Raw genomic sequence first — 26,220 nt, 5'->3', positions numbered from 1 at the left:
CGCGGGTCCGGCTGTGACAATTTGTCACACGATCAGACAGCTGCACCCGCGCTTCCAGGGCCTACCTGCGCCAGCCAAGCGTGCCGAACGATGGCATCGATATCGGAGCGCTCGGGCCGCCATCCCAGCCCTGAATGCGCTGCGGCCGAGCTGCTCACAAGACTTCCCGGCTCCGGCACCGCTGAGCGGTGTTCCACCCGGACGTGCCGGCCGGTCACCCGTTCCACCGCCCGGACCACATCCATGACGCTGGTTCCACGCCCACTACCGATGTTGAACCGCACGGCGTCTCCGAGCGTTGGCATGTGTTCGACTGCTGCGACGAATGCCGCTGCGGCATCGTCGATATGCAGGTAGTCGCGCACGGCGCTGCCGTCGCCGTTGACCGGCAGCACCGTTCGGTTGGCAGCGGCCGCCAAGACCCTTGGTATCAAACGGGTCGTGTCCGGGTCTGCGCCCCCGGCCACGTTCAGCAGTCGCAGAATGACCACAGACGCCATCCCGCCTTGCGCGTGCCCCTGAATCGCGAGCTCAGCCGCCAGCTTGCTGGCGGCGTAGGGATGTGGTGGAACGTCCGGAAGATCCTCCGTCATCGGCTGTCGCGCCGACGTCCCGTAGATCGATCCGGTCGAGGCGAAGACGATCCGCTGCACACCGGCAGCAGCCATGGCAGCGAGAAGCGTTATCGTCCCGACGGTGTTCACCCGAAAGTATCGGATCGGGTCGCCGACGGACTCCCGGGCACGGGTGAGGCCAGCGAGATGGCATACGGCATCCACTCCGTCGAGCGCCGTTCGCAGGGCGGACTCATCGAGCAGATCAGCGACCCTGACGGCCGCTTCCACAGCGCCCGGTCTGCGGACCATCGAGACCGGCTGATGTCCAGCGGTCTCGAGGGCCTCGACGACGGCCCGGCCGAGGTAGCCGTTCGCACCTGTTACGAGTACGCGCACGTCCTCATCATGGCAGCAGGACGCCTCGGTGCCGCCAGGTCAGGGCGATACAGGCGGCGGCCGCGGCCGCGAGCGGCTCGTGGTTGAGCACCCGGCGAACGTTGCCCGCATTCCACCGGATGCCGATCGTCCCGCTGTCGGACGGGTAGATGTCACCTTCGGAATTCCGCGAGACGAGGCCGGCGAACACTTCATCGAACACGGAGGCGTCGATGACGACGGTGGTCAGGATTTCCCCGGCAGGCGCCAGCGGATCGAACCCCACGCCAAAGCACCACGCTCGAACTCGATCCGTCTCCCGGGCGGCCGTCAGGGCCCGGAACGGCTCGCAGTCATAGTCGACCGATGTTCCCCGGCTTCCGTCATGTTCCGGAGCGTCGAGCAATTCCTCGAAGAACTCGCGCAGCATATTGCGCCACAGGCTGAAGTCTCGACGCACGTTCCACGGCCCGATCGCTGCCGGTTGGAAGACACCGGCCGGGACGATGTGAGTCAGCCCGGAGGCGAGTGTGACGGTGTTCGAATCCCTGCGATGCAGAAAGAAGGTGTCCCCGCCGGGGGCACGGCGAATGGTCAACGTGTTGATACTCGGCAGAACGGCTCGTCGACGTGTATCGAAGAGGTCGCCGACCAGCTGCCGAAAAGGTAGATCCTCCATGTAGATCCGCTGACCATTACCGCGCCGTACCCACTGATGCGCGGTCTCATGAGCCATTGCTTCGCATACGTCGACCATGTCGAAGTATGTGGTCAGGCCGAACGTCATCTGCCCGCCGGATGCATCGAAAGTGGCGTCGGTCAGGCGGTACGACGTCCGGTTCTCGAACAACGCCGGCTGTGCGACGGACCGGATAACCTGGCTGTATTTGCTGGGCCGATCCCCGGGGCTCCGCTGTGGCCGGTATGGCTCCGTTTCGTTTTCGCCGCCATTCAGGATCGGTTCGGCGACATCTTCGGCCAGCGTGAGCCGGACGGCGTCGAGGTCTACCGGGGCCGGAGCCAACCAGTCCGGTCGGGTGATGCAGGTGGTGCCTTCGATGCGAATCGGATCCCAGTACAGGGCGGCCGCCGCTGCGGTGAGCTCGAACCGATGGCGATTCAAGATCTGGCGGACTGTGCGCCATTCCGTGACGCTCCCGTCCGGCTGAGCAGGCAAGACGATCCCGCTTCGACCCAACAGTCCGAATGTCTCCGGTGGCAGACCCATGCGATCGGCGAAATGACGCAGCTGAGTGATATCGCGGCAAGTCCGCGCGCCACTGACGTACTTCGACACCAGGCTGCGCTCGATGCCGAGCACCTGAGCCATCTGGGCATGGGTCGCAAGCCCATGCAGCGTCATATACGCCTTGATCACGTCCCCGAGTCGCGGATCGTCGGCCGCAGTCGGCATCTGACCAATGTAGTACTCGGCGACCACTCGTTTTTCCGCAATGACCCGGACCTGTGATCGGACAGGTATCCGTAGATGGACGTGAAAACAGCTTGCCGAGCGGCCAATCCTCCCCGTATGACGAAACCATGCGTGTCGGAATCGTGGGGTTACTGCGCGGACTGTATATGGCCGAGTGGGCGCAGCGAATCGGGTTCGAGGTAGTTGCGATCTGTGATCGTGACGTCGAACGGCTGGCGCAGGCGCGCGCGACCTTCTCCGGGGCTCGGGCGTGCGCGGACTGGGCCGAGCTGCTCGACGCGGGCCTCGATGGTGTGATCCTCGCGAATGATTTCGATGCGCACGCCGAGCTCGCCACGGCGTTCCTCGGCCGCGGGGTTCATGTGCTGTCGGAGACGGCGGCGTGCGCGTCCGAGCAGGAGGGGCGTGAGCTCATCGCCGCCGCCGAGCGGTCGGCGGCTACCTACTCGTTCGCCGAAAACTATGTCTTCCATCCCCATACGCGGCTGGTGCGCGAGTCGGTGGAGTCCGGTGAGCTCGGGGCGGTGGTCGCGGTGGAAGCCGACTATCTGCACAGCTTGTCGCCGCAGGACACCGCCGGGCTCATCGGCGATCCCGCGCACTGGCGTGGCCGGATCGCGCCGACCGCGTACTGCACCCACACCGTGTCCCCGGTGCTCAGCCTCACCGGAGCCTGGCCGGTGCAGGTCAGCGCCTTCCCTGTCGGCGCCGGTGATGCTCGGCCTGCGGCCGTCGTGCTGGTCATCCGGCTTTCCGACGGCACCCTGGCCATCGCCCGTCACGGCTTCCTCGCCGGCGAACCCGACAGCCACTGGAGCTGGATTTCGGTGCGCGGCGTCCACGGCCTGACCGAATCGCTGCGCGCCTCCGGCGAGAGCGCCTGGTCGGTGCGAGTGCGCACCGAAGGCTGGGCTCGAATCGACGGCCGCGCTCACGAGGAGATCCGCCGGCCTCGCCCCCACCTCGTGAACGACGAGCCGGTCGACCGGATGGCCGAGGGCACAGTCGTGGTGCTCGAAGGGTTCCGCGCCACCATCGAACACGGTGCGGCGCCGTTGATTCCCGTACGGGCCGCCGTCGCCGCCTCGCTGGTCGGTGTGGCCGGCGCGCAATCGCTCGCGGAGAATGGACGCCCGGTGCCTGTGCCAGACGTATCGGCCTGACATTTCACGAATCGAGGGCGAACGACCGCCGCCGAGCACCGTGTCGGCACCATCGTCCACCCACCGACGACCGGGGAGCCGAACCTCCGGCCGTTGCCTGCGTGGTCGCCAGGCCACGCCTGTACGTGGCCGGACATTCGCCTCCGGAACCACCGCCGGGTTCGGATCACGCTCATCGGAACCCTGGTCGGCCGGTGATCACTTTCTTACGTTGGCGAAGTAGATCATTCGCGCATTCGTAGGACGGTAAACGATGGCATCGAAACCTCTGCATCTTGGGATCGCGCTGGACGGGGCCGGATGGCATCCGGCGGCGTGGCGGGAGCCGAACTCGCGGCCGGCGGAACTGTTCGATGCCGGGTACTGGGTCGATCTCGCCAGTGTGGCGGAGCGGGCGCGGCTGGACTTCCTCACCATCGAGGACAGTTTCACGGTGCCGGGTGAGCGGCACGAGTTCGGCGATCGGGTGGATCGGGTGCGGGCACGGCTCGACGCGCATCTGATCGCGGCCCGGCTGGCCCCGGTGACCAGGAATATCGGGTTGATCCCGACCGCCACCACCACCCATACCGAACCGTTCCATGTCTCGAAAGCGCTCGCCACCTTGGATTACACCTCGCACGGCCGGGCGGGATGGCAGGTGAAGGTGTCCGGTTCGGCGACCGAGGCCGGGCATTTCGGCCGTCGCGAGATCCGCACACTCACCGCCGAGGAGCTGGCGGCCGTACGGACGGGTGCGGCCCTGCCGGATTCGGTGGTGGAGTTGTTCGACGAGGCGAGCGACGCGGTGGAGGTCGTGCGCAGACTCTGGGACAGCTGGGAGGACGACGCCGAGATCCGCGATATCCCCAACCGCCGCTTCATCGACCGGGACAAGCTGCACTACATCGACTTCGCGGGCCGGTTCTTCTCGGTGCGCGGCCCGTCCATCACGCCGCGCCCGCCGCAGGGGCAACCGGTGGTGACGGCGCTGGCGCATCACCCGGTCGTCTACGAGTTCGCCGCACGTGCTGCGGATCTGGTGTTCGTCACGCCCGACCTCGACGCGGGCCCGGCACCTATCCTCACCCAGGTCGCCGACGCGTCGGCCGGACGGTCCGGTGAACGGCTGCGGGTCTACGCCGACCTGGTCGTCTTCCTGGATTCGGAGACCGAGACCGGCGCCGCGCGATTGGCCCGGCTCAACGAATGGGACGGCAGTGAATTCAGCTCCGACGCAGCGGTATTCACCGGCAGCGCCGAGCAGCTGGCGCAGCTGTTGACGCACTGGAGCGAGCAGGGCGTCGATGGCTTCCGGCTACGCCCGGGTGTGGCGGTCGACGACCTGGAGATCATCGCCGACCGCCTCGTCCCGGCTCTGCGCGAACGCGGACCGGCCCGCGCCGAGTATCCGGGCGGCTCGCTGCGCGCGCTGCTCGGATTGTCCACAACCGTCCCCAACCGCTACGCCGTCGCCTGAACGAGGTCACCATGAGCATTCAACGCAAGCAGGTCATCCTCGGCGCCTACCTCGGTGGCGTCAACCATCACACCTCCTGGTGGGATCCGGAGGCGGGCAGCCAGATCGAGTTCAGCTCGTTCGAGCACACCGCCCGCACCGCCGAGCGCGGCAAGTTCGATTTCTTCTTCCTCGCCGAAGGACTCGCGCTGCGCGAACGGGCGGGCAAGATCTTCGATCAGGACATCATCGGCAGGCCCGACACTTTCACCGTCCTCGCCTCGCTCGCCGCCGTGACCGAGCACCTCGGGTTGGCCGGCACCATCAACACGACCTTCAACGAGCCCTATGAGCTGGCACGGCAGTTCGCGAGCCTGGATCATCTGTCCGGCGGGCGCGCCGCCTGGAATGTGGTCACCTCATTCGACGCGTTCACCGGCCAGAACTTCCGCCGCGGTGGATACCTGGACCGTTCGCAGCGGTACGCGCGCGCGGAAGAGACGGTCGCGGCGGTGCGTGCGCTGTGGGATTCGTGGGAGGCCGGCGATATCGTCGCCGACCGCGAATCCGGGCGCTACCTGGCTCGGCCGGATGCGGGCGCGTTCGCCGTCCACAGCAGCCAGTTCGATATCGCCGGCCGGTTCACCGTGCCGCGCAGCCCGCAGGGCCGTCCGGTGACATTGCAGGCCGGTGTATCCCCGCAGGGCCGCGATTTCGCCGCCGCCAATGCCGACGCCATCTTCTCCCCCTACGGGCAGTTGCCCGAGGCGGCCGATTTCTACCGCGATATCAAGGCCCGCGCCGTCGCGGCGGGACGTTCGGCCGACGACATCAAGATCCTGCCCTCGGCGAGTTTCGTGCTCGGCGACACCGAGGCCGAGGCCATCGAGAAGTACCGCACCATCCGCGATGAACAGGTCACCGGCCAAACCGCGCTGATCCTGCTGGAACAGATCTGGAACCGCGACCTGTCGGCCTACGACCCGGAGGGGCCGGTGCCCGATATCGACCCGGATCCCGATGCGCCGCCGATCATTCAGGGCAAGGCCTTCGTGTATCAGGATCGGTTCGCGACCGTGGCCAAGTTGCGAGCCGTCGCCGAGGAGAAGAAACTCACCCTCCGCGAGGTGGTGATCGATCAGTTCGAACGCGGGCCGCTGGTCGGCACTCCGGACCAGATCGCCAAGCAGATCGATCATTTCGTGCAGAACGACGGCTCCGACGGTTTCATCCTCGGCTCCCACCTGGTGCCGACCGGCCTGGACGAATTCGTGGATCGGGTGGTGCCGTTGCTCCAGGAGCGCGGCGCACTGCGCGCCGAGTACACCGGAACCACTCTGCGCGACAATCTCGGTCTGCCGAATCTTTTCGCGACAGACAAAGTCCCTGCACGTGCCTGAACTCGCCGGCGCCCGACTCCGAGTCCGGCACCGGAAGTTCGGCCACAGCTGGGCCGAGGTGCGCAAACTGGCTGCGCAGCAAGGTATTCGGCAGGACGCGCAACCCTACACCCGGCAGCGTCGCAAAGGTGGGCATGGACCGATCCGATGCGGCACCGGCCGTGCCACGGCTGTGTAGCCGGAGCCGAGGCGATACCGGGCGCCGCCGGCCCGCGCAGGTGAAAACCCGACTGGTGCCGACGGCCGCCTGATCACGCGGGCAGCCGCCGGCACCAGCGAGATCAGCGATCCAGTCGCTCGATGATCGTGACGTTGGCCGTGCCGCCACCCTCGCAGATGGTGAGCAGCCCGTACCGTCCGTTGATCCGCTCCAATTCGTTGAGCAGGGTGGCGAACAGTTTGGCGCCGGTGGCGCCGAGCGGGTGGCCGAGGGCGATGGCGCCACCGTTGACGTTGACCTTCTCCGGATCCGCGCCGGTCTCCTTCAACCAGGCCAGCACCACCGGGGCGAAGGCCTCGTTGATCTCGATGACGTCGATATCGTCGATGGTCAGGCCGGTCTTCTCCAGTGCCCACTTGGTGGCCGGGATCGGCGCGCTGAGCATGAAGATCGGGTCGGCGCCGCGGGCGCTGACGTGATGGATGCGGGCGCGCGGGGTGAGGCCGTATTCCTGGACCGCCCAGTCGGAAGCGAGCAGGGTGGCACTCGCGCCATCGGAGATCTGCGAAGCCACCGCCGCGGTGAGCGGGCTGCCTTCGGCGAGGGCGGGCAGCGAGGCCATCTTCTCCAGGCTGGTCTCGCGCGGGCCCTGATCGATCCAGAAATCGCCGACCGGCACGATCTCGCGATCGAAACGGCCCTCCTTGATGGCGCGACGGGCGCGGTCATGGCTGCGCAGCGCCCAGCGCTCCATGTCCTCGCGGCTGATCCCCCACTTCTCGGCGATCAGCTGAGCGCCGCGGAACTGCGAGACCTCACCGGTGCCGTAGCGGTGATCCCAGCCCTGCGCGCCGACGAACGGCGACTCGTAGCCGTATTCCTTACCCGCAAGCATGGCCGCCGAGATCGGGATGGCGCTCATGTTCTGCACACCGCCGGCCACGATCACCTCGGCGGTGCCGCTCATGATGGCCTGGGCGCCGAAATTGATCGCCTGCTGGCTGGAACCGCACTGCCGGTCGACGGTGACGCCGGGAACGTCCTCCGGGTAGCCGGCCACCAGCCAGGCGGTGCGGCCGATATTGCCTGCCTGCGGGCCGATGTTGTCGACGCAGCCGACGATGACGTCGTCGACCACACCGGGATCGAGCGGGTTGCGGTCGAGCAGACCGCGCAGGGCCGCCGCACCGAGGTCGGCCGGATGCACGCCGGCCAGGGCGCCGCCGCGTTTGCCGACCGGGGTGCGCACCGCGTCGATCACGTACGCCTCGCGCAGCGGGGTGTAGGGGCGGCGCGAGCCGGAGGGTTCGGACATGTTCAGACTCCTACGTGGTGTGCTCGGGCACGGTCAGCCCGTCGAGCACGATGGTCAGATACTGCTTGGCGAGGTTGTCTACGGTGATCGGACCGCCGGGGGTGTACCAGCGCACCGCCACCCAGACGGTGTCGCGCAGGAACCGGTAGGCCAGTTCGATATCGAGTTCGGCCCGGAAGCTGCCGTCGCGCACACCATTGGTGAGCACCTGGTGCCAGAGGGCGCGGAACTCCTTGTTGTATTCGTCGATGTAAGTGAAGCGTTCGATGCCGCGCAGGCGTTTGGCCTCGACCTGGTAGATGGCGACGGCGGCGTGGTAGCGGTCGAAGGACTCGTAGGAGGCCAGCACCAGCGCCTCGAGGGTGTCGCGCGAGCTCAGGCCGGAGGCGACGATGTCGCGGTAGCGGCCGAACAGGTCGTCGAGGAAGCCGCGCAGGATTTCGTCGACCATCGATTCCTTGGAATCGAAATGGTGATACAGGCTGCCCGATAGGATTCCGGCCGCATCAGCGATATCGCGGACGGTGGTGGCGCGCAGGCCCCGCTCGGCGAACAGGTCGGCCGCCAATCCGAGCAGTTCATTGCGCCGGGCTGATTTGGACGGGTCGGGTGCGGTCACCCGGCCATAATACAACCAAGCATTTGCTTGGGATAGTGGGTAAGGATTTTCAGCGCTCCGAGTACCGCAGCGGTGACGATCTCGACAGGTCGGCGAGCAGGCGCTCACAGATCACCACCGGCGAGATGCCGGCCCGCATCATCCGCATGACCAGCGCCAGGCGGCGTTCGCAGCTGTCCCATTCGACGGTGAGGGGTTCGCGGCCGGGGCCCGCGTCAACGGTTGCGAGGACGCGCGGTGGCCCGAAGCGGGTGGGTTCCTCGATCAGCTTCAGCACCATCCCGCGCTGCCACGCGTGGTAGGTGTCCATATCGGCGCTGCCGATGAGCTTGTCGGTGACCGCGCACAGGCCTTGCGCGATCTGCTCGGCGAAGGTGTCGCGGTCGAAACGGTATCTGCGCGAGCGGCGCACCACGTCGAGCAGGTCGGCGCGCACCTCGTAGAGCAATTCGATCTGGTGGGTCCGGCGCCCCTGCGCCTCGCCGCCGTCCGCGCCGGTGCCCAGCCCGATCCGGCGGGCCCGCGCCCGCTCGCGCGCCATATCGGCCCGCAGTGCCGCGCGCGGATCGCGGGCGATGTCGTTCTCGTCGACGGCGTAGGACTCGAGAATGCGCCCGGCCCGCGCGGCGGCCGAGCGTCGCCCGACGTCCAGGAGTTCGGCACCGAAGGTCAGCGCGGCCAGGACCAGGCTTTCCTGTCTCCGTCTGGCGAGCACGACATCACGCACCAACTCGAGTTCGAGTTGTTCGCGTGTGGGCTGTTCTCGGGCAGATCGGCGGTCCAGGCCCATAGCCATCGCCCCTCCGGGTGTGCGATCCCGACCTCCACCAGCATCGCATACGCGGCCGAGCCGGATCCAACCTTTTCAGCCGCTTGCAGGTACTCCCACGCAATGCCTGATTTCGTACGGTCCGGGTACCTCACTGGGCACCGGCTGACCCAGCCGCCGACCCGCCGCCGGCCGCCAACGCTGCCGGCACCGCACCTAGGTCTGGCCAAAAACGCGGAGAGGCGGGCAGCCCCCTCAAGCGCGCTGGCTGCTGATGGAGACGATCTCGCCGGTGAGGTAGGTGGTGTAATCGCTGGCCAGCATGGCGATGGTGGCGGCGACCTCCCATGGTTCGGCGGCCCGGCCGAAGGCCTCGCGTTCGGAGAGCCGGTCGAGCAGTTCCGGCGAACTCACCTTGTCCAGGAACGCGTGCCGGGCGATGCTCGGCGCGACGGCGTTGATGCGCACCCCCAGCTCCGCGGCCTCGACCGCGCTGCACCTGGTCAACGCCATCACGCCGGCCTTGGCGGCCGCGTAGTGGGCCTGGCCGTACTGGGCGCGCCAGCCGAGCACGCTGGCATTGTTGACCACCACACCGCCGTGGCCCGCCGCGCGGAAGTAGGCCAGTTCGGCGCGGGTGCAGCGGAAGGTGCCGTTGAGCGTCACGTCGAGCACGCGGTTCCACTGCTCGTCGGTCATATCGACCACCGGGGTCTCGCCACCGAGGCCGGCATTGTTGACGAAGATGTCGATCCGGCCCATGGCCGCGGCCGCGCCGCGCACGAGTTCGTCGACCTGTTCGGTGCTGCACACATCGCAGACGATGGCCTCGACCTTGCGGTCGGGGAATTCGGCGCTCAGCTCGGCGCGGGTCTCCCCCAGCCTGCGTTCGTGCCAGTCCGAGACGACGACGTCGGCGCCCTCCGAGAGCAGCCTGCGCGCGGTGGCCGAGCCGATGCCGGTGCCCGCGGCGGCGGTCACCACGGCTTTGCGGTCGGTCAGCAGGCCGTGGCCGGCCACCAGCGGGGGCGCGACCGACAACGAGACGGTGTTCTCACTCATGACGGACGGGCCTCCCGCGGCAGACCGAGCACGCGCTCGGAGATGATGTTGCGCTGCACTTCGTTCGAACCTCCGTAGATGGTGTCGGCGCGGGTGAACAGATACAGCCGCTGCCATTCGTCGAGATCGTCGTCGGCGGCCACCAGGCCCGCCGGTCCGCGCACGGCCATGGCGAGTTCGCCGAGGCCGCGATGCCAGTTGGCCCACAGCAGTTTCGCCACCGAGGCCTGCCCGCCGCCGTCGTCGGCGCCCGCGCCTTCCATGGTGCGCATGGCATGCGCGCGCAGCACGCGCAGGCCGACCCAGGCGCGGTCGATCTGGTCGGCGATCAGCGGATCGTCGATGGCGCCGTTGCGGCGCGCCAGCTCCTCGACGCCCGCGAGTTCGCGTTCGAAGCGGATCTGCTGGCCGAGGGTGGAGATACCGCGTTCGAAGGTCAGCGTGCCCATGGCGATGCGCCAGCCGTCGCCGGGTTCGCCGACGACGAGATCGGCCGCGGTGCGGGCGTCGTCGAAGAACACCTCGTTGAATTCGGAGGTGCCGGTGAGCTGATTGATCGGGCGCACCGTGATACCCGGCTGATCCATCGGAACCAGCAGGTAGGACAGGCCCTTGTGCCGTTTGGACCCGGGTTCGGTGCGGGCGACCACGAAGCACCAGTCGGCCACGTGCGCCAGCGAGGTCCAGATCTTCTGGCCGTTGATCGACCATTCGTCGCCGTCGAGCCGGGCCGAGGTGGAGACCGCGGCCAGGTCGGAGCCCGCGCCGGGTTCGGAATAGCCCTGGCACCACAGTTCGGTGACGGTGCGGATGTCGGGCAGGAAGCGCTGCTTCTGCGCCTCGGTGCCGAAGGCCAGCACCGTCGGGCCGAGCAACTCCTCGCCCACGTGTGAGACCCGCGCGGGCGCATCGGCCTTGGCGTACTCCTCGTGGAAGATGATCTGCTGGCGCACGGTCGCCTCGCGGCCGCCGTACTCCTTCGGCCAGCCCAGGCAGGTCCAGCCCGAGGCCGCCAGATGACGATCCCACGCCAGCCGTTCCTCGAACGCCTCGTGTTCGCGGCCGGGCCCGCCGAGGCCGCGCAAGCCCTTGTACTCGCCGTTCAGATTCTCCGCGAGCCAGGCGCGGATCTCGGCGCGGAAGGTCGCGTCGGCGTCGTGGCCGTTCACATCGTTTGCCGTCATGGCCGCCTCGTTTGCCGTGGTGGACGCCGGATTCGCCGGGTCGCCCGGTGAAATCGCCGAACTGCGCCCACCGGCCGGACCGGTGTCGGATTCTGAGGTCTGGATCGCACCCACGCCGATACGATAACCTACCAAGCACTTGCTTTGTAAGACTCCGGTCTTACCGACCGCACCGACGGTGAGGACAACCCGTGACAACCCCTGCACAGACCACCCCGATGGCGCTGCACGACGCAGCGCGCACCTTCGGCACCGCACCCGCCGTGGCCGACGGCGAGACCCGCCTGGATTGGACGCAGCTGCTGGCCGCGGTGCAGGACGTGGCACGGGCACTCATCGCCCGTGGCGTGCGGCGGGGCGACCGGGTGGCGATGTGGTCGCCCAATACCCATCACTGGGTCACCGCCGCGCTGGCCGCGCACTATTGCGGCGCGGCGCTGGTGCCGCTCAACACCCGGTACGTGGCCGACGAAGCGGCCGACGTGCTGCGCCGGGTGAATCCGAAGGCGCTGTTCATCTCCGGGCCGTTCCTGCGGCGCGAACGCCTGACCGAACTGCTGGCGGCCGCGCCCGACCTCGATATCCCGACCATCGTGGTGATTCCGGTCGAGGGTCCGATGACAGTCGAGTCGTCATCGGCGGATCCCCGGATCCTGGCCTGGTCGCAGCTGCCCGAGGCCGCCGCACCGGTGACCCGCGAGCAGGCGATCGAACGCGCCGAAACGGTGAGCCCCGAGGACGTCTCCGACATCCTGTTCACCTCCGGCACCACCGGCCGCAGCAAGGGCACCCTGGTGGCCCATCGCCAGGCGCTGTCGGTGGTGCGGGCCTGGATCGAATGCTCGACGCTGACCAGCACCGACCGCTATCTGCTGGTCAACCCGTTCTTCCACAACTTCGGCTACAAGGCGGGCTTCCTGGCCTGCATGGTGGCCGGCGCGACGATCGTGCCGCAGATCGTGTTCGATGTGCCGCAGACCATGCGGCTGGTCGGCGAGGAGAAGATCACCGTCCTCACCGGGCCGCCGACGATCTACCAGACCATCCTCGACTTCCCCAACCGCGACGACTTCGACCTGAGCACGCTCCGTGTCGCCGTCACCGGGGCGGCGACCGTTCCGGTGGTGCTGATCGAGCGGATGCGCTCGGAACTGTCGTTCGACGTGGTCGTCACCGCGTACGGGCTGTCCGAATCGGCCGGCTTCGGCACCATGTGCCGGCCCGACGACGACGCCGAAACCGTCGCCAACACCTGCGGCCGCCCGATCGCCGACTTCGAACTGCGTCTCGACACCACCGGTGAGGTGCTGCTGCGCGGCCCCAATGTGATGCTCGGCTACCTCGACGATCCGAAGGCCACCGCCGAGGCCATCGACGCCGACGGCTGGTTGCACACCGGCGACATCGGCACCATCGACGAGCGCGGCTACCTGAAGATCACCGATCGGCTCAAGGACATGTACATCAGCGGCGGATTCAACGTCTATCCGGCCGAGATCGAGCAGGCCCTCGCCCGAATGGACGGCGTCGCGGAATCGGCCGTCATCGGGGTGCCCGACACCCGGATGGGCGAGGTGGGCAAGGCGTACGTGGTGCGCAAGCCCGGCGCCGACCTCACCGAGCAGGACGTGATCGCCTACGCCACCACCGTGCTGGCCAATTTCAAGGTGCCGCGCATCGTCGAGTTCCGCGATCAGCTGCCCTACAGCGCCGCCGGGAAGGTGCTCAAACGCCAACTACGTGAGGAGAAGTCGTAAATGCCTGCCGAAGAACCAGCGGTGCCGTTCGAACCGGATGTGGTGACCTACGAGCGCCGCGGTGCGGTGGCCGTGATCACCATGAACCGGCCGGATTACCGCAATGCCCAGAACTCGGTGATGACCTACGCCCTCGACGCCGCGTTCGAGCGGGCCGTGGAGGACCCCGAGGTCGGTGTCATCGTGCTGGCCGGTAACGGCAAGCATTTCAGCGCGGGGCACGACATCGGCACGCCCGGCCGCGACCATCACGTGCGTTACCCGAACAAGGCCGCCCTGTGGTGGGACCATGTGGACCGCGTGGGCGGCGATCAGCGTTTCGCCCGCGAGACCGAGGTCTACCTCGGTATGTGCCGACGCTGGCGGGAGATCCCCAAGCCGACCATCGCGATGGTGCAGGGCGCCTGCATCGCGGGCGGGCTGATGCTGGCGTGGGTCTGCGATCTCATCGTCGCCTCCGAGGATGCCTTCTTCTCCGATCCCGTTGTCCGGATGGGCATTCCGGGCGTGGAGTACTTCGCGCATCCGTGGGTGCTCGGTCCGCGCGCGGCCAAGGAGTTCCTGTTCACCGGCGACCGGTTCAGCGCCGCGCAGGCCAAGGAATGGGGCATGGTGAACCGGGTCGTGCCGCGTGAGCAGCTCGAGACCGAGACCTTCGCGCTGGCCGACAAGATCGCCACCATGCCGCAGTTCGGTCTCGCGCTCACCAAGAAGGCGGTCAACCAGGCCGAGGACCTGATGGGTATGCGCGCCGGCATGGACTCGGTGTTCGGCCTGCACCATTTCGCGCACGCCCACAATGCCGAGGTCGGCGCGGATTCCCTCGGCGGCATGAATGCCAAAACGATGAAAGCCACGGCGAGTACGGCGTCCGCCGACGCCGAAGCCACGCAGAACGGGGCGAAATAAGTGGATCTGGATCTGGATCAGGCCACCCGCGACTTCCAGCTGGAAGTGCGCGACTGGCTGGCCGCGAACAAGCCGGCACAGCCGCTGCCGTCGATGGACACCAAGGCCGGTTTCGAGGCGCATCGGGAGTGGGAGCACACCCTCGCCGAGGCGCGGTACTCGGTGGTGTCCTGGCCACAGGAGTACGGCGGACGCGATGCGTCGCTGCTGGAATGGGTGCTGTTCGAGCAGGAGTACTACGCGGCCGGTGCGCCCGGCCGGGTGAGCCAGAACGGCATCTTCCTGCTGGCGCCAACGCTGTTCGAGCACGGCAGCCCCGAGCAGCTGGCCCGGATCATGCCGCGGATGGCCCGCGCCGACGACATCTGGGCGCAGGCCTGGTCGGAGCCCGAAGCCGGCAGCGACCTCGCCGGCATCCGCTCGACCGCGCGCCGCACCGACGGCGGCTGGCTGCTTAGCGGCCAGAAGACGTGGAGTTCGCGTGCGGCCTACGCCGATCGCGCCTTCGGGTTGTTCCGCAGTGACCCGGAGGCCGAGCGTCATCGCGGTCTCACCTACGTGATGTTCCCGCTGGACGCCGAGGGCGTCACGGTGCGCCCCATCCCGCAGCTGGACGGCGAACCCGGCTTCGCCGAGATCTTCCTCGACGAGGTGTTCGTGCCCGACGCCGACGTCATCGGTGCGCCGAACGAGGGCTGGCGGGTCGCGATGAGCACCTCGAGCAACGAACGCGGTCTGTCGCTGCGCAGCCCCGGCCGATTCAGCGCCACCGCGCAGCGACTGATCGACCTGTGGGCGAGCGGCGAGGACACCGGGACCGCCGCGCGCGACAAGGTGGTGGATGCCTGGATCGGCAGCGAGGCCTACCGGCTGCACACCTTCGGCACCGTGACCCGGTTGAACGAGGGCGGCAAGCTGGGCGCGGAATCCTCGATCACCAAGGTGTTCTGGTCCGAACTCGATATCGCCATGCACGAAACGGCACTCGACCTGCTCGGCGACACCGCCGAACTGGCCGGGCCGTGGACCGACGGCTACCTGTTCTCGCTGTCGGGCCCGATCTACGCCGGTACCAACGAGATCCAACGCAACATCATCGCCGAGCGGCTCCTCGGCCTACCGAGAGGAGGCAGCCGATGAGGTTCACGCTCAGTCCGGAACACGTCGATTTCGCCGCCAGCATCCGCAAGCTGCTCGACGCCGGTAAGACACCCGCCGCCGTCCGTTCCTGGGCTGCCGGTGAGCACGCCGCGGGACGTGCGCTGCTCGAACAGTTGGCCGGTGCCGGAGTATTCGGGCTCGCGGTTGCCGAGGAGTTCGAGGGTATCGGTGCCGAACCGATCGACCTGGTGGTCGCGTTCGGAGAACTCGGTCGCTCGGCCGTAGCCGGGCCGGTGGTGGAATCGGCCGCGGCTGTTCCGGCTCTGCTGCAAGCGCTTGCCGGCGCGGACGCGGCCGGAACCGCTTCTACCGGCTCCGCGTCGACCGAATCCGGTGCGGCCGCTGCGGCGGCCCGCTGGCTACCGGGTATCGCGGCGGGCACCACGCTCGGCACGATCGCCTTCGCGTCACCGGGACGCGGGGCGGTGGCCCTCGATGCCGATGTGGCCGATCTGATCCTGATCGCGGACGGCGACCGCCTGTCCACCGGCAAGGTCGGCGAACAAGTGCGTTCGGTGGATCCGGCGCGGCGGCTGTTCAGCGTGACGCCAGACGAGCTGATCGCCGAGGGTACGCAGGTAGCCGATGCCATCGCCGCCGGTTTCGACGCCGGTGCGCTGGCGGCTGCCGCCCAGCTGCTCGGCGCGGGCAGCGGACTGCTGGACGCGGCAACCGAATACGCCAAGCAGCGCAAGCAGTTCGGGCGGCCGATCGGTGAGTTCCAGGCGGTGAAGCAGAAGCTGGCCGACGTGCTCATCGCCCTCGACCTGGCCGAACCGCTGCTGCACCGCGCCGCCTTGACCGCGGGCGGTCCCGATCGCGCCCGTGACTTGTCCGCGGCCCTGGTGGCCTGCGGCAATGCCGCCCACCTCGCCGCACGCACCGGGCTGCAAGTGCACGGAGCCATCGGCTACACGGCCGAATACGACTTGTCGCTGCTGCTCACCAAGGTCACCGCGCTGCGTTCGGCATGGGGCACGGCGGATTTCCATCGCGCACGGATCGCCGAGGCACTGCGCTCGACTGCCGGAGCGTCGGCGTGAGGACCGCGGTGATGTTTGCGCAGCGGCCGGCCATCCAGAACGGAGAAATCGCGTGATCACCGCGGAACAGCAGGAACTCGTCGCGGCAGTGCGCGGGGCGGTCGCCCGCAGCGGCGGACCCGCGGTCGACCGGCAGGCACTCGACAGCGAACTCGGTTACGACGCCGCGCTGTGGCGGACGCTGTGCGAGCAGGTCGGGGTGGCGGCACTGGCCATTCCCGAGGAGTTCGGCGGATTCGGCGCGAGTCTGGTCGAATCGCTGCTGGTGGTCGGGGAATTGGGCCGGTCGCTGGCCGGGGTGCCGATGCTCGGTTCGGCCGTACTCGGCGCGCAAGCGGTGTTGCTGTCCGGGGATTCGGACGCGTGCGAGCGGCTGTTGCCCGAGGTCGCCGAAGGCACCAGGACACTCGCGGTGTGCTGGGCCGGGGCGGATGGCTGGGACAGCTTCGGGGTGCGGGCCGAGGGGGAAACCCTCAGCGGGACGGCGCACTACGTGCTCGATGCCGCCGATGCCGCGACGCTGATCGTCGTCACCGAGACCGGCCTGTTCGAGGTCGATCCGGCGGCGTCGGGTGTCGAGCGTCGCCCGTCGGCCACCATGGACCCCACCCGCAAGCTCGGCGAGATCAGGTTCACCAACGTGGCCGGTCGCCGACTCGGCACCGGCGATCCGGCACCGATCATCACCCGGCTGCGCGAGATCGCCTGGGCGGCACTGGCGGCCGAGCAAGTCGGCGCGGCCGAACAGTGCCTGGAGATGACCGTCGAATACGCGAAATCCCGGGTCCAGTTCGGCAGGCCGATCGGCAGTTTCCAAGCGCTCAAGCACCGCATGGCCGATATGTATGTGCTGGTCGAATCGGCCAAGTCGACCTCGTACGCCGCGACGTTCGCGGTCGGCGCCGACAACCCGTCGGCCGCCGAGGACGTCTGGGTCGCCCGCCGCCACTGCTCGGAGGCCTACTCCACGGTGGCCGCCGAGATGATCCAGCTGCACGGCGGCATCGCCATCACCTGGGAGCACGACGCGCACCTGCACTTCAAGCGCGCCCACGGTGACGCGCTGCTGTTCGGCAAGCCGCGCCGGCCGCTGCCCAAGACGGCCTGAGCCCACGCAACAACCCTGACTGCCCGGCCACGCTCCCTGCGTGGCCGGGCAGTCGCGTTCGAGGCCGGACTTCGCGCGCCCCTGGGCACCATGGCTCGCCCGGCACGGTGTCCGGCGGGACTCCGCCTGCCCTGGCTCGTCAGCACCGGTGATTCATTTCACCACAGATAGATAGTTAGCCTATGTAATAATATCCAGGTGCAGCAGAGCGACCTGGTTTCCGCGGAGGACATCGTCGTCGATCTCGTGGTCAACGCCGCTCGGCTGACTCGGCTGGCCGGGGTGATCAGTGGGGACGCCCTTCCACCGCGCGCGGAACTGCGGGCACTGTCGGTGCTCGACGAGCACGGTGAACTACGGGTCAGCGAATTCGCCCGCATCGATCGATGCTCACAACCGGCGGCAACGGCGCTGATCGGCAAGCTGGTCGCGGACGGATACGCCACCCGGCACAAAGACCCTGACGATGCCAGGGCCGTGGTCGTCGCCCTCACCCCGGCCGGACGCAACCGGCTGGTCGAATCCCGCCGAGCCTTCGGCACCGCGCTCGCCGCGCGACTGCCCGGCTACGACACCGACCGACTGATCCGGCTGGAGGCCGAACTCACCGAATTGCTGGACGCGCTCAAAGCCACCGAAGCGCCCGGCACGAACTGACACCGAGGGAACCCACCCATGACAACTGTGACCAGGACGCACAGCGCCGCGTCCGCGACACCGGAAAAGACCAAGCAACCCAAGGCGGTGTGGGCCGTCGCCTTCGCCAGCGTCATCGCGTTCATGGGCATCGGCCTGGTCGACCCGATCCTCAAGCCGATCGGCGAGCAGCTGCACGCCTCGCCGTCGCAGGTGTCGCTGCTGTTCACCAGCTACATGCTGGTCACCGGTGTGGCCATGCTGATCACGGGTGTGGTGTCGAGCCGGTTCGGCGCGAAGAAGACGCTGCTGGCCGGGCTCGCCATCATCGTGGTGTTCGCGGCGCTGGCCGGTATGTCGAACACGGTCGAACAGATCGTCGGCTTCCGGGCCGGCTGGGGTCTGGGTAACGCCCTGTTCATCGCGACGGCGCTGGCCACCATCGTCGGAGCGGCCAGCGGCGGCGTCGCGCGCGCCATCATCCTGTACGAGGCCGCGCTCGGCATCGGCATCGCGACCGGACCGCTGGTCGGTGGCCTGTTCGGCGGAATCAGCTGGCGTGGGCCGTTCTTCGGCGTATCGGTCCTGATGGCCATCGCCTTCATCTCGCTGGTGGTGCTGCTGCCGGAGACCCCGAAGCCGGCCAAGCCCACCTCGATCACCGCACCGTTCAAGGCCCTGCGCCATCGCGGCCTGCTGACGGTGAGCCTGACCGCGCTGTTCTACAACTTCGGCTTCTTCACCCTGCTCGCCTACACCCCGTTCCCGCTGGATATGGGCACCTACGCGATCGGATTCATCTTCTTCGGCTGGGGCCTGATGCTGGCGGTGGCGTCGGTGTACTTCGCTCCGGTCTTGCAGCGCCGCTTCGGCACCCTGCCGATGATGGGCCTGGCGCTGGCCCTGTTCGCCGCCGACCTCGCGGTGATGGCCATGTTCGCCGAGCACAAGCCGGTGCTGATCGTCGGCGTGGTGCTCGCGGGCCTGTTCCTCGGCGTGAACAACACCCTGATCACCGAGGCCGTGATGATCTCCGCGCCGGTGGAACGCTCCACCGCCTCGGCGGCCTACAGCTTCGTCCGCTTCGCCGGCGGCGCCGCGGCCCCGTGGCTGGCGGGCAAGCTCGGCGAGCACAACACCGCGCTGCCGTTCTGGGTGGGCGCGGCCTGCACCGCCGTCGCCGTGCTGGTGCTATTCGGCGGACGTTCGGCGCTGGCCCACATCGACGATCACGATCCCGCACCGCACAGCGTCGAGGAGGCGCAAGCGATCACCGTCGGCGACTGACGATCTCGGCTCGCCCGACCCATCAGGCCCCGCCCAAACGGCGTGGCCTGTTCGCTACCTACCCCTACCTGCGCCGATGCCGATCGGGGTAGCGTCGCAGTTATGACCGAAGCGCAGCGGGAACAGGTCAGGATCGAGCCGTGTCACAAGCGGGTGCGGGTCTATTTCGGGGGGAAGCTCGTCGCCGACACCACGCGGCCGTCCCTGGTCTGGGAGATCCCCTACTACCCCACCTACTACATTCCGGTCGCCGATCTGCGCGCGAAGCTCGAGCCCAACGGCAGTGTCCGCGAATCCATCCACCGCGGTGAGGGCACCGGTTACGACGTGGTCGTCGACGGCGCCATCGTGCCGGGCGCGGCGACGCGCTACCTGGGCTCACCCGAGCTGAGTGAGCTGGTGCGGCTGGACTGGAACGCGATGGACGAATGGTTCGAAGAAGACGAGCCGATCTACGTCCACCCGCGCGACCCGTACTCCCGGGTCGACATTCTCAACAGTTCACGCCATATCCGCGTCGAGGTCGACGGCGTCACCGTGGCCGACTCGACGGCACCGCGCATCCTGTTCGAAACCGGCCTGCCCGCACGGTATTACCTGCCGCTCACCGACGTCAGGATGGACGTGCTGCACCCGTCGGACACGCACAGCCGCTGCCCGTACAAGGGCACCGCCGACTACTGGAACATCCGCATCGGCGACACCGAGCACCGCGACCTGGTGTGGATCTACCGCACCCCGGTCGCCGAGAGTCAGAAGATCGCCGGCCTGGCCTGCTTCTACAACGAGAAGGTCGACATCTACATCGACGGCGAACTCCAGCAACGCCCGCAGACCCCGTTCAGCTGAGCGGCACCGTCACCGCGACGACGCCCGGCAGTGCATACGGGCACTCGCGGGCGTAGCAACCATCGCGCTCAGAACACTTCGATCGCGGGCAGCTCACCGGATCCGCGCCGGTATCGGCCCGGCGGCAGCCCATACTCGCGTTTGAAGGCCTTCGCGAAGGCGAATTCGGAGGTGTAGCCGACCTCGGCGGCGATGCTGGCGAGAGATGCGTCGGTATCACCGAGCAGGCGCGCGGCGGTGAGCAGGCGCCAGCGGGTGAGGTAGGACAGCGGCGGTTCGCCGACGGTCGCGGTGAAGCGGCGGGCCAGGGTGGCGCGGGAAACGCCGGCGATCGCACTGAGTTCGGGAACTGTCCATGCGTTGGCGGGGTCGTCGTGGATCGCGCGAAGAGCAGCGGCGACCGCCGGGTCGGCGAACGCACCGGCCCAGCCACCGGGTCGGTCGCGGGCCTGTTCGTCCAACCAGGCGCGCAGCACGAACAGCAGCAGGGTGTCCAGGATGGCGGGGATGGCGGCATCGCTGCCGGCGCGCGGTTCGGCGACCTCGGCGGCCAGCAGGTCGACCGCCCCGCGCAGCGCCGGATCACGACTGGGCCGGGCGGGCAGATGGATGAACTCGGGCAGGTCGTCGAGCAGTGGATGACTGCGCCGCCGGCCCAGTTCGTAAGCGCCGCACAGCAATGCGGTCCGCACGCCGTCGCCGGGGATCTCACGCGGCTCACCCACGTGCGCGATCTCGGTGACGGGCGTCGTCGGGCTGTCGAGCAGGTCGTGGTCGGCGCCGCGCGGGAGGAACAGCACATCACCGGCTCCCATGGCGATCGGCTCTCCTCGCGGCGGCACCAGCCAGCACGAACCCTGCAGCACCACATGGAAACCGGCGCCGGGCACCACCGGATAGCGGCGACCCCACGGCGCGTGCCGGATGAACAGCCCGGAGGACGGACTGCCCGTGCGGATCGCCGCGATGGTGTCGCTGAGAATATCCACATACCGACTCTACAGCTCATCTAATGAGCGTTTCGAGCATAAAGTCGAGGATCTGAGACATTCTCTGGCTCACAAGACCGCCATACTGTTATCGGCATGACAAACTCGACCAAGACCATCGCGGTCTACGGCGCCACAGGCCACGCCGGGGGCTACCTGCTCACCGAACTACGGCGCCGCGCACTCTCCCCGATCCTCGTCGGCCGTGACGCCGGCCGGCTGCGCGCCGCGGCGACCGCTGCCGGGCTACCCGACGCCGACCTCCGCGTGGCCACGCTCGACGATCACGACGCACAGGTGACGGCCTTCCGCGACGCCGACGTGGTCATCAGCAGCCTGCCCGCCTATGTCAACCATGGCGAAGCCGTACTGTCCGCAGCCATCGACGCGGGCGCGCACTACACCGACCTATCCGGCGAACAACTGTTCGTGCACAAGGTCTTCCAGGACTACTCCGCCCGCGCTGAGGCTGCGGGCCTCACCCTCGTCCCGGCGGTCACCGACAGCAATCTGCCCGGCGATCTCCTCGGGTACCTGACCAGCCGGAGGGCGGGCGAGGGCGCCGACATCGTCATCAGCCATCACAGCCGAAGCGGCGGTGACGGCTCCCGCGGCAGCGCCCAGACCGTGTTGGCCAGCGTCGATTGGTTCCGCGAGGGCGGCTGGCACTACTCCGGCGGTTCCTGGCGGACCGGCAGTCCGGACGTCACGCGGTTGCGCTATCCGACCGACCGGCCCCGTCCGGCCTCGAAGTTTCCGCTGACCCCGGTTCTCACGATCCCGAGGCACAGCGCGGTGTCCACCGTGACGGGATTGCTGCCCAGCGAATTCCACGAGGGGCTGAAGCGGATCACCGCCGAGGTCGTGGCCGGACTGCCGGCGAAGCCCGACCCCGCCTCCGACCTGCGCTACGACCTGGTGGTGGACGCCACCGTGCCAGGTAAAACGGTGCGCGGCGTGCTCAGCGGCGTCGACTCCTACCGCGATTCCGCGGTGATGGCGGTCGAGGCGGCGGTCCGGCTGGCCGACGGCGCGGCGAAGCCCGGTGCGCTGGCCCCCGCCGAAGCCTTCGACGCCGCCGATTTCCTGGACGCGCTGGCCGGGCACGGCATCAGCTGGCGTATCGAACAACGATGAGCCGCACCGGAAACGACGGCGGGGCGGGGAGAACTCCGAGAGTTCTCCCCGCCCCGTCCGCATCGCCGGCCACTACTCGACGATGTCGATCACCCCTTCGTCGACCGCCCATTTGATGGTGCGTTCGAGATCGGCGCAGGATTCCGGCCGGCCCGGCGCTGCGCCCTGCTCGGCGAGCTTGGCGTAGACCGGGCAGTGGGCGGCGGGGTCGCCGGTCCACTGGATCGAGGTCTGGTGCGCACTGCTCTTGCGCACCAGCACCTCGGTCTGACAGGTCTGGCACCGCAGCGGAGTCAGCCCCTCCTCCAGGTACCTGGCCTTGTCGACGACCGTCTGGGCGGCCACCGCGGCACGCCGCGCCGGTTGGTCGGCGAAGTCGGGTGCTTTCGCCCAGGTCGCGGTCATTACACACCCGCCTCCGCTGCGCTGGATTCCGCTTCGGCGGCCTCGGCTTCACGCTTGCGCCGCAGGTTCTCGGCCACTTCGGCCTCCCAGGCCTCGTTGGCCTTGGTGGTGTCGACCTCGAACTCGAAGCGCTGGGTCATCTTCTCGGTGACGTCGGCGACGTCGACGTAGAACTGCTCGTACCAGCGGCGCAGCTGGTAGACCGGGCCGTCTTCCTCACACAGCAGCGGGTTCTCGACCTTGGACTTGTGCTTCCAGATCTCCACGTCCTGCAGGAAGCCGTCGCCGAAGAAGGTCGTCATGCTCTTGGCGAGCTTGGCCGCGGTGGCGTCGTCGAGGCCCTTGGGCTTTTCGACACTGAGACCCCACTGCAGCACGAACGAATCGTGGTCGACCGGGTAGTGGCAGTTGATCAGGTTGACCGTGATCTCGTAACCGCCGTAGATGTTGACCAGCGGGTTGATCATGTAGGACGGCCCGAAGTACGACGCTTCCGACTTCAGCAGGTTGTCACCGCCGTACTTGGCGGCGATGCCCACATCCGGGCGGCCCTTGGTCTCCAGGAACTGGGTCGCGACGTGACCTTCGAAGACGTTCTTGAAGTAGGTCGGGAAGGCGAAGTGGATGTAGAAGAAGTGCGCCATGTCGACGACGTTGTCGATGATCTCACGGCAGTTGGCGCCCTCGATCAGCAGCGAATTCCAGGTCCACTCGGTCCACTCGGGGTTCAGTTCCTCGAGCGGATTGCCATCGGCGTCGGTGTAGGAACCCTTGACGTACGGGATGGTGACCTCGGGCGGCGGCGGGTTGCCCTCGTGGTCGTGCCAGACGAACAGCTGGCCGTTGCGCTCCAGGGTGGTCCACGCCCTGGTCCTGGCCAGTGGCGGCACGCGCCGCGCGTACGGAATCGAGGTGCATTTGCCGCTCGCGCCCCAGCGCCAGTCGTGGAACGGGCAGGCGATGTCGTCGCCCTTGACCTCGCCCATGCTCAGATCGCCGCCCATATGCCTGCAGTAGGCGTCGAGCACCCGCAATTCGCCGGCGGTATCGGCCCAGACGACGAGCTTGGTGCCGAAAGCGTTGACCGAATGCGGCTTGCCGTCGCGGAACGTCTTGGCCAGACCCAGGCAATGCCATCCCCGCGCGTACCGGGTAGGCACGGAGCCGACATCGAGCTCTCTGAACTTCGTACCGCTCCCCTGTGGCGTTATTGCCATCGCGATTCCTCCTTCTCCACTAGAACACGTTACAAAAATGTCGCGTCCAGCGCCAGCGATAGTGGCTACTTCCTGCGCATGCCGTGTCGAAGCCGGTAATGAACACCGGTTCTCGACAGAAATAAGAACGTGTTCTAGTCTCAGAGACAAATGAGTACCGGTTACCAACCAAGGCAGGAGCAGGTCCGGAAATGACGCAAGAAGTGACCGAACGGGTCGAAGCGCTGTTGCCGATGCTGCGCGAGCGCGCACAAGAGGCCGAGGACCTGCGGCGCATCCCCGACGAGACCATGAAGGCGCTGCAAGAGACCGGCTTCTTCAAGCTGCTGCAGCCCAAGCAGTGGGGCGGGTACGCCGCCGACCCGGTGATCTTCTACGACACCGTCCGCAAGATCGCCAGCGCCTGCGGCTCCACCGGCTGGGTGGCCGGCATCATCGGCGTGCACAACTGGCACCTCGCGCTGTTCTCGCAGGAAGCCCAGCAGGAAGTGTGGGGCGAGAACACCGACATCCGCATCTCCTCCTCCTACGCGCCGATGGGTGCGGGCACCGTGGTCGAGGGTGGCTACCGGGTCAGCGGCTCGTGGGCCTGGTCCTCGGGCTCCGATCACGCCGAGTGGACCTTCGTCGGCGGTCCGGTCATCAAGGACGGCCGCCCGGTCGATTTCGGCAGCTTCCTGATCCCCCGCTCGGAATACCGCATCGATGACGTCTGGAACGTCGTCGGCCTGCGCGGCACCGGCTCCAACACCCTGGTCGTCGAGGACGTGTTCGTGCCGCGGCACCGGTTCCTCAGCTACAAGACGATGAACGACCTCGCCTCGCCCGGCCTCGAGCAGAACACCGATCCGGTGTACAAGATGCCGTGGGGCACCATCCATCCCACCACCATCTCCACCCCCATCGTCGGCATGGCCTACGGCGCCTATGAGGCGCATGTCGAGCACCAGGGCAAGCGGGTACGCGCGGCCTACGCGGGCGAGAAGGCCAAGGACGATCCGTTCGCCAAGGTGCGCATCGCGGAGGCGTCCAGCGATATCGACGCCGCCTGGCGTCAGCTGTCGGGCAATGTCGCCGAGGAGTACGCGCATCTGCTGGCCGGCGAGGAGATCCCGTTCGATCTGCGCCTGCGCGCCCGCCGCGACCAGGTGCGCGCCACCGGCCGCGCCATCGCCTCGATCGACAAGCTCTTCGAGAGCTCCGGTGCCACCGCACTGGCCAACGGCACACCGCTGCAACGGTTCTGGCGCGACGCCCACGCCGGCCGGGTGCATGCCGCCAACGATCCGGAGCGGGCCTACATGGTGTACGGCGCGGGCGAATTCGGCCTGCCCGTCACCGACACCATGGTGTGATGACCACAGGAGACACAGTGACCTCGACCGTGGAACTCACCTACGAATCCACTTCCCGGTTCGCCCAGGTGCGGCCGGACCTGAAACTGCACTACCACGAGGCCGGCGTCGGCAACGGCCCGACGATCGTGCTGTTGCACGGCGGCGGGCCCGGCGCCTCGTCGTGGTCGAACTTCTCCCGCAATATCCCGGTGCTGGCGCAGGACTTCCACGTCATCGCCGTCGACCAGCCCGGATACGGCAAGTCCGACAAGCCGACCGAGCATCCGCAGTACTTCGCGCACAGCGCCTCGGCGTTGAAGGATCTGCTCGACACCCTCGGCATCACCGATCGGGTGCATCTGCTGGGCAATTCGCTCGGCGGCGGCACCTCGGTGCGGTTCGCGCTCGACTACCCCGACCGCGCCGGCAAGCTGGTCTTGATGGGTCCGGGTGGACTGAGCACCAACCTGTTCGCGCCCGATCCGACCGAGGGCGTGCGGCTGCTGTCGAAATTCACCTACGAGCCGACCCGGGAGAACATCGAGGCGTTCCTGCGGATCATGGTGTTCGACCAGTCGCTGGTCACCGACGAGCTGATCGACGAGCGGTTCGCCGCGGCCAGTACCCCGGAATCGCTTGCCGCGATGAAGGCGATGGGCAAGTCGTTCGCCAGTGCCGATTTCGAGAAGGGCATGCTCTGGCGCGACGCCTATAAGCTGCGTCAGCCGGTGCTGCTGATCTGGGGCCGCGAGGACCGGGTGAATCCGCTCGACGGCGCGCTGGTGGCGTTGAAGTCGATTCCGCGCGCCCAGCTGCACGTGTTCGGCGGTTGCGGGCACTGGGCGCAGCTGGAGAAGTTCGCCGAATTCAACCGGCTCGCCACCGATTTCCTGAACCGGGTGAAATAG

24 protein-coding genes are annotated in these 26,220 nt (G+C 67.9%); 14 read left to right on the top strand and 10 right to left on the bottom strand.

What is annotated here, in order from left to right; translation table 11 throughout:
• Positions 1–32 precede the first annotated feature (32 nt).
• Both RJ05_RS02565 and RJ05_RS02560 read right to left on the bottom strand, forming a co-directional pair.
• A complete protein-coding gene (locus tag RJ05_RS02565) occupies positions 33–953 on the bottom strand; it encodes an NAD-dependent epimerase/dehydratase family protein (RefSeq protein WP_036532677.1) in 921 nt (306 codons plus the stop codon).
• 7 nt (positions 954–960) lie between these two features.
• Complete coding sequence (locus tag RJ05_RS02560) at positions 961–2,373, bottom strand: helix-turn-helix domain-containing protein (RefSeq protein WP_081597132.1); 1,413 nt, start codon at positions 2,371–2,373, stop codon at positions 961–963.
• Between the two features lie 101 nt (positions 2,374–2,474).
• On the opposite strand from RJ05_RS02560, the gene RJ05_RS02555 reads away from it, so the two are divergent.
• The 3 genes from RJ05_RS02555 to RJ05_RS02545 all read left to right on the top strand — a co-directional run bounded on the left by RJ05_RS02555 (position 2,475) and on the right by RJ05_RS02545 (position 6,368).
• The gene (locus tag RJ05_RS02555) at positions 2,475–3,530 is read left to right on the top strand and encodes a Gfo/Idh/MocA family protein (RefSeq protein WP_036532675.1); all 1,056 of its coding nucleotides are present in this window, start codon (positions 2,475–2,477) and stop codon (positions 3,528–3,530) included.
• A gap of 253 nt (positions 3,531–3,783) precedes the next feature.
• Positions 3,784–4,989 (top strand): LLM class flavin-dependent oxidoreductase, encoded by a 1,206-nt coding sequence (locus RJ05_RS02550; protein WP_036532673.1) that lies wholly within the window; start codon positions 3,784–3,786, stop codon positions 4,987–4,989.
• 11 nt (positions 4,990–5,000) lie between these two features.
• Entirely contained in the window at positions 5,001–6,368 is a 1,368-nt protein-coding gene (locus tag RJ05_RS02545; protein WP_051016133.1) for an NtaA/DmoA family FMN-dependent monooxygenase, read from the top strand.
• A 281-nt stretch (positions 6,369–6,649) separates the two neighbouring features.
• Here the strand turns inward: RJ05_RS02545 and RJ05_RS02540 are convergent, their stop codons facing one another.
• From RJ05_RS02540 to RJ05_RS02520, 5 genes are all read right to left on the bottom strand, one after another.
• Positions 6,650–7,804: an acetyl-CoA C-acetyltransferase gene (locus RJ05_RS02540; protein ID WP_036532827.1), complete on the bottom strand. Its 1,155-nt coding sequence runs from the start codon at positions 7,802–7,804 to the stop codon at positions 6,650–6,652.
• A 49-nt stretch (positions 7,805–7,853) separates the two neighbouring features.
• A complete protein-coding gene (locus RJ05_RS02535) occupies positions 7,854–8,462 on the bottom strand; it encodes a TetR/AcrR family transcriptional regulator (protein WP_036532670.1) in 609 nt (202 codons plus the stop codon).
• Positions 8,463–8,511: 49 nt separating this feature from the next.
• A complete protein-coding gene (locus RJ05_RS02530; RefSeq protein ID WP_249040503.1) occupies positions 8,512–9,258 on the bottom strand; it encodes a hypothetical protein in 747 nt (248 codons plus the stop codon).
• A 228-nt stretch (positions 9,259–9,486) separates the two neighbouring features.
• On the bottom strand, positions 9,487–10,293 hold the full coding sequence (locus RJ05_RS02525) for an SDR family oxidoreductase (RefSeq protein ID WP_036532666.1): 807 nt from the start codon (positions 10,291–10,293) through the stop codon (positions 9,487–9,489).
• Positions 10,290–11,477 (bottom strand): acyl-CoA dehydrogenase family protein, encoded by a 1,188-nt coding sequence (locus RJ05_RS02520; RefSeq protein WP_036532825.1) that lies wholly within the window; start codon positions 11,475–11,477, stop codon positions 10,290–10,292. Before RJ05_RS02520 ends, RJ05_RS02525 begins: the two co-directional genes overlap by 4 nt.
• Positions 11,478–11,668: 191 nt before the next feature.
• Here RJ05_RS02520 and RJ05_RS02515 point away from each other — a divergent pair, with 191 nt between their 5' ends.
• The 8 genes from RJ05_RS02515 to RJ05_RS02480 all read left to right on the top strand — a co-directional run bounded on the left by RJ05_RS02515 (position 11,669) and on the right by RJ05_RS02480 (position 20,227).
• A complete protein-coding gene (locus tag RJ05_RS02515; protein ID WP_283016189.1) occupies positions 11,669–13,234 on the top strand; it encodes a FadD3 family acyl-CoA ligase in 1,566 nt (521 codons plus the stop codon).
• Positions 13,235–14,143, top strand: coding sequence for an enoyl-CoA hydratase (locus RJ05_RS02510; protein ID WP_036532664.1), 909 nt, complete (start codon positions 13,235–13,237; stop codon positions 14,141–14,143). It begins immediately after the preceding gene.
• Positions 14,144–15,283 (top strand): acyl-CoA dehydrogenase family protein, encoded by a 1,140-nt coding sequence (locus RJ05_RS02505; protein ID WP_036532662.1) that lies wholly within the window; start codon positions 14,144–14,146, stop codon positions 15,281–15,283.
• Entirely contained in the window at positions 15,280–16,347 is a 1,068-nt protein-coding gene (locus RJ05_RS02500; protein WP_036532660.1) for an acyl-CoA dehydrogenase family protein, read from the top strand. The genes RJ05_RS02505 and RJ05_RS02500 overlap by 4 nt, the downstream gene beginning before the upstream one ends.
• Before the next feature lie 52 nt (positions 16,348–16,399).
• Complete coding sequence (locus RJ05_RS02495) at positions 16,400–17,455, top strand: acyl-CoA dehydrogenase family protein (RefSeq protein ID WP_036532658.1); 1,056 nt, start codon at positions 16,400–16,402, stop codon at positions 17,453–17,455.
• 198 nt (positions 17,456–17,653) lie between these two features.
• On the top strand, positions 17,654–18,112 hold the full coding sequence (locus RJ05_RS02490) for a MarR family winged helix-turn-helix transcriptional regulator (RefSeq protein ID WP_036532655.1): 459 nt from the start codon (positions 17,654–17,656) through the stop codon (positions 18,110–18,112).
• 18 nt (positions 18,113–18,130) lie between these two features.
• The gene (locus RJ05_RS02485) at positions 18,131–19,378 is read left to right on the top strand and encodes an MFS transporter (protein ID WP_036532652.1); all 1,248 of its coding nucleotides are present in this window, start codon (positions 18,131–18,133) and stop codon (positions 19,376–19,378) included.
• Positions 19,379–19,480: 102 nt separating this feature from the next.
• Positions 19,481–20,227 (top strand): DUF427 domain-containing protein, encoded by a 747-nt coding sequence (locus tag RJ05_RS02480; protein WP_036532650.1) that lies wholly within the window; start codon positions 19,481–19,483, stop codon positions 20,225–20,227.
• 68 nt (positions 20,228–20,295) lie between these two features.
• On the opposite strand, the gene RJ05_RS02475 is transcribed toward RJ05_RS02480, so the two are convergent.
• Complete coding sequence (locus tag RJ05_RS02475; RefSeq protein WP_036532648.1) at positions 20,296–21,216, bottom strand: AraC family transcriptional regulator; 921 nt, start codon at positions 21,214–21,216, stop codon at positions 20,296–20,298.
• Positions 21,217–21,312: 96 nt separating this feature from the next.
• Here RJ05_RS02475 and RJ05_RS02470 point away from each other — a divergent pair, with 96 nt between their 5' ends.
• On the top strand, positions 21,313–22,353 hold the full coding sequence (locus RJ05_RS02470) for a saccharopine dehydrogenase NADP-binding domain-containing protein (RefSeq protein WP_036532646.1): 1,041 nt from the start codon (positions 21,313–21,315) through the stop codon (positions 22,351–22,353).
• A 72-nt stretch (positions 22,354–22,425) separates the two neighbouring features.
• On the opposite strand, the gene RJ05_RS02465 is transcribed toward RJ05_RS02470, so the two are convergent.
• Positions 22,426–22,758 carry a hypothetical protein gene (locus tag RJ05_RS02465; RefSeq protein WP_036532643.1) on the bottom strand — a complete coding sequence of 111 codons (333 nt, stop codon included), beginning with the start codon at positions 22,756–22,758 and terminating at the stop codon, positions 22,426–22,428.
• Positions 22,758–23,975 carry a 3-ketosteroid-9-alpha-monooxygenase, oxygenase component gene (locus RJ05_RS02460; RefSeq protein WP_036532641.1) on the bottom strand — a complete coding sequence of 406 codons (1,218 nt, stop codon included), beginning with the start codon at positions 23,973–23,975 and terminating at the stop codon, positions 22,758–22,760. Before RJ05_RS02460 ends, RJ05_RS02465 begins: the two co-directional genes overlap by 1 nt.
• A 191-nt stretch (positions 23,976–24,166) precedes the next feature.
• On the opposite strand from RJ05_RS02460, the gene hsaA reads away from it, so the two are divergent.
• Entirely contained in the window at positions 24,167–25,330 is a 1,164-nt protein-coding gene (gene hsaA, locus RJ05_RS02455) for a 3-hydroxy-9,10-secoandrosta-1,3,5(10)-triene-9,17-dione monooxygenase oxygenase subunit (RefSeq protein WP_036532639.1), read from the top strand.
• A gap of 17 nt (positions 25,331–25,347) precedes the next feature.
• Positions 25,348–26,220: a 4,5:9,10-diseco-3-hydroxy-5,9,17-trioxoandrosta-1(10),2-diene-4-oate hydrolase gene (hsaD, locus tag RJ05_RS02450; protein WP_036532637.1), complete on the top strand. Its 873-nt coding sequence runs from the start codon at positions 25,348–25,350 to the stop codon at positions 26,218–26,220.

Source organism: Nocardia cyriacigeorgica NBRC 100375, assembly GCF_000308555.1.
Taxonomy (GTDB): domain Bacteria; phylum Actinomycetota; class Actinomycetes; order Mycobacteriales; family Mycobacteriaceae; genus Nocardia; species Nocardia cyriacigeorgica.
Note: the sequence above shows the minus strand (reverse complement) of the source record. Positions and strands in the feature narration are given on the sequence as shown.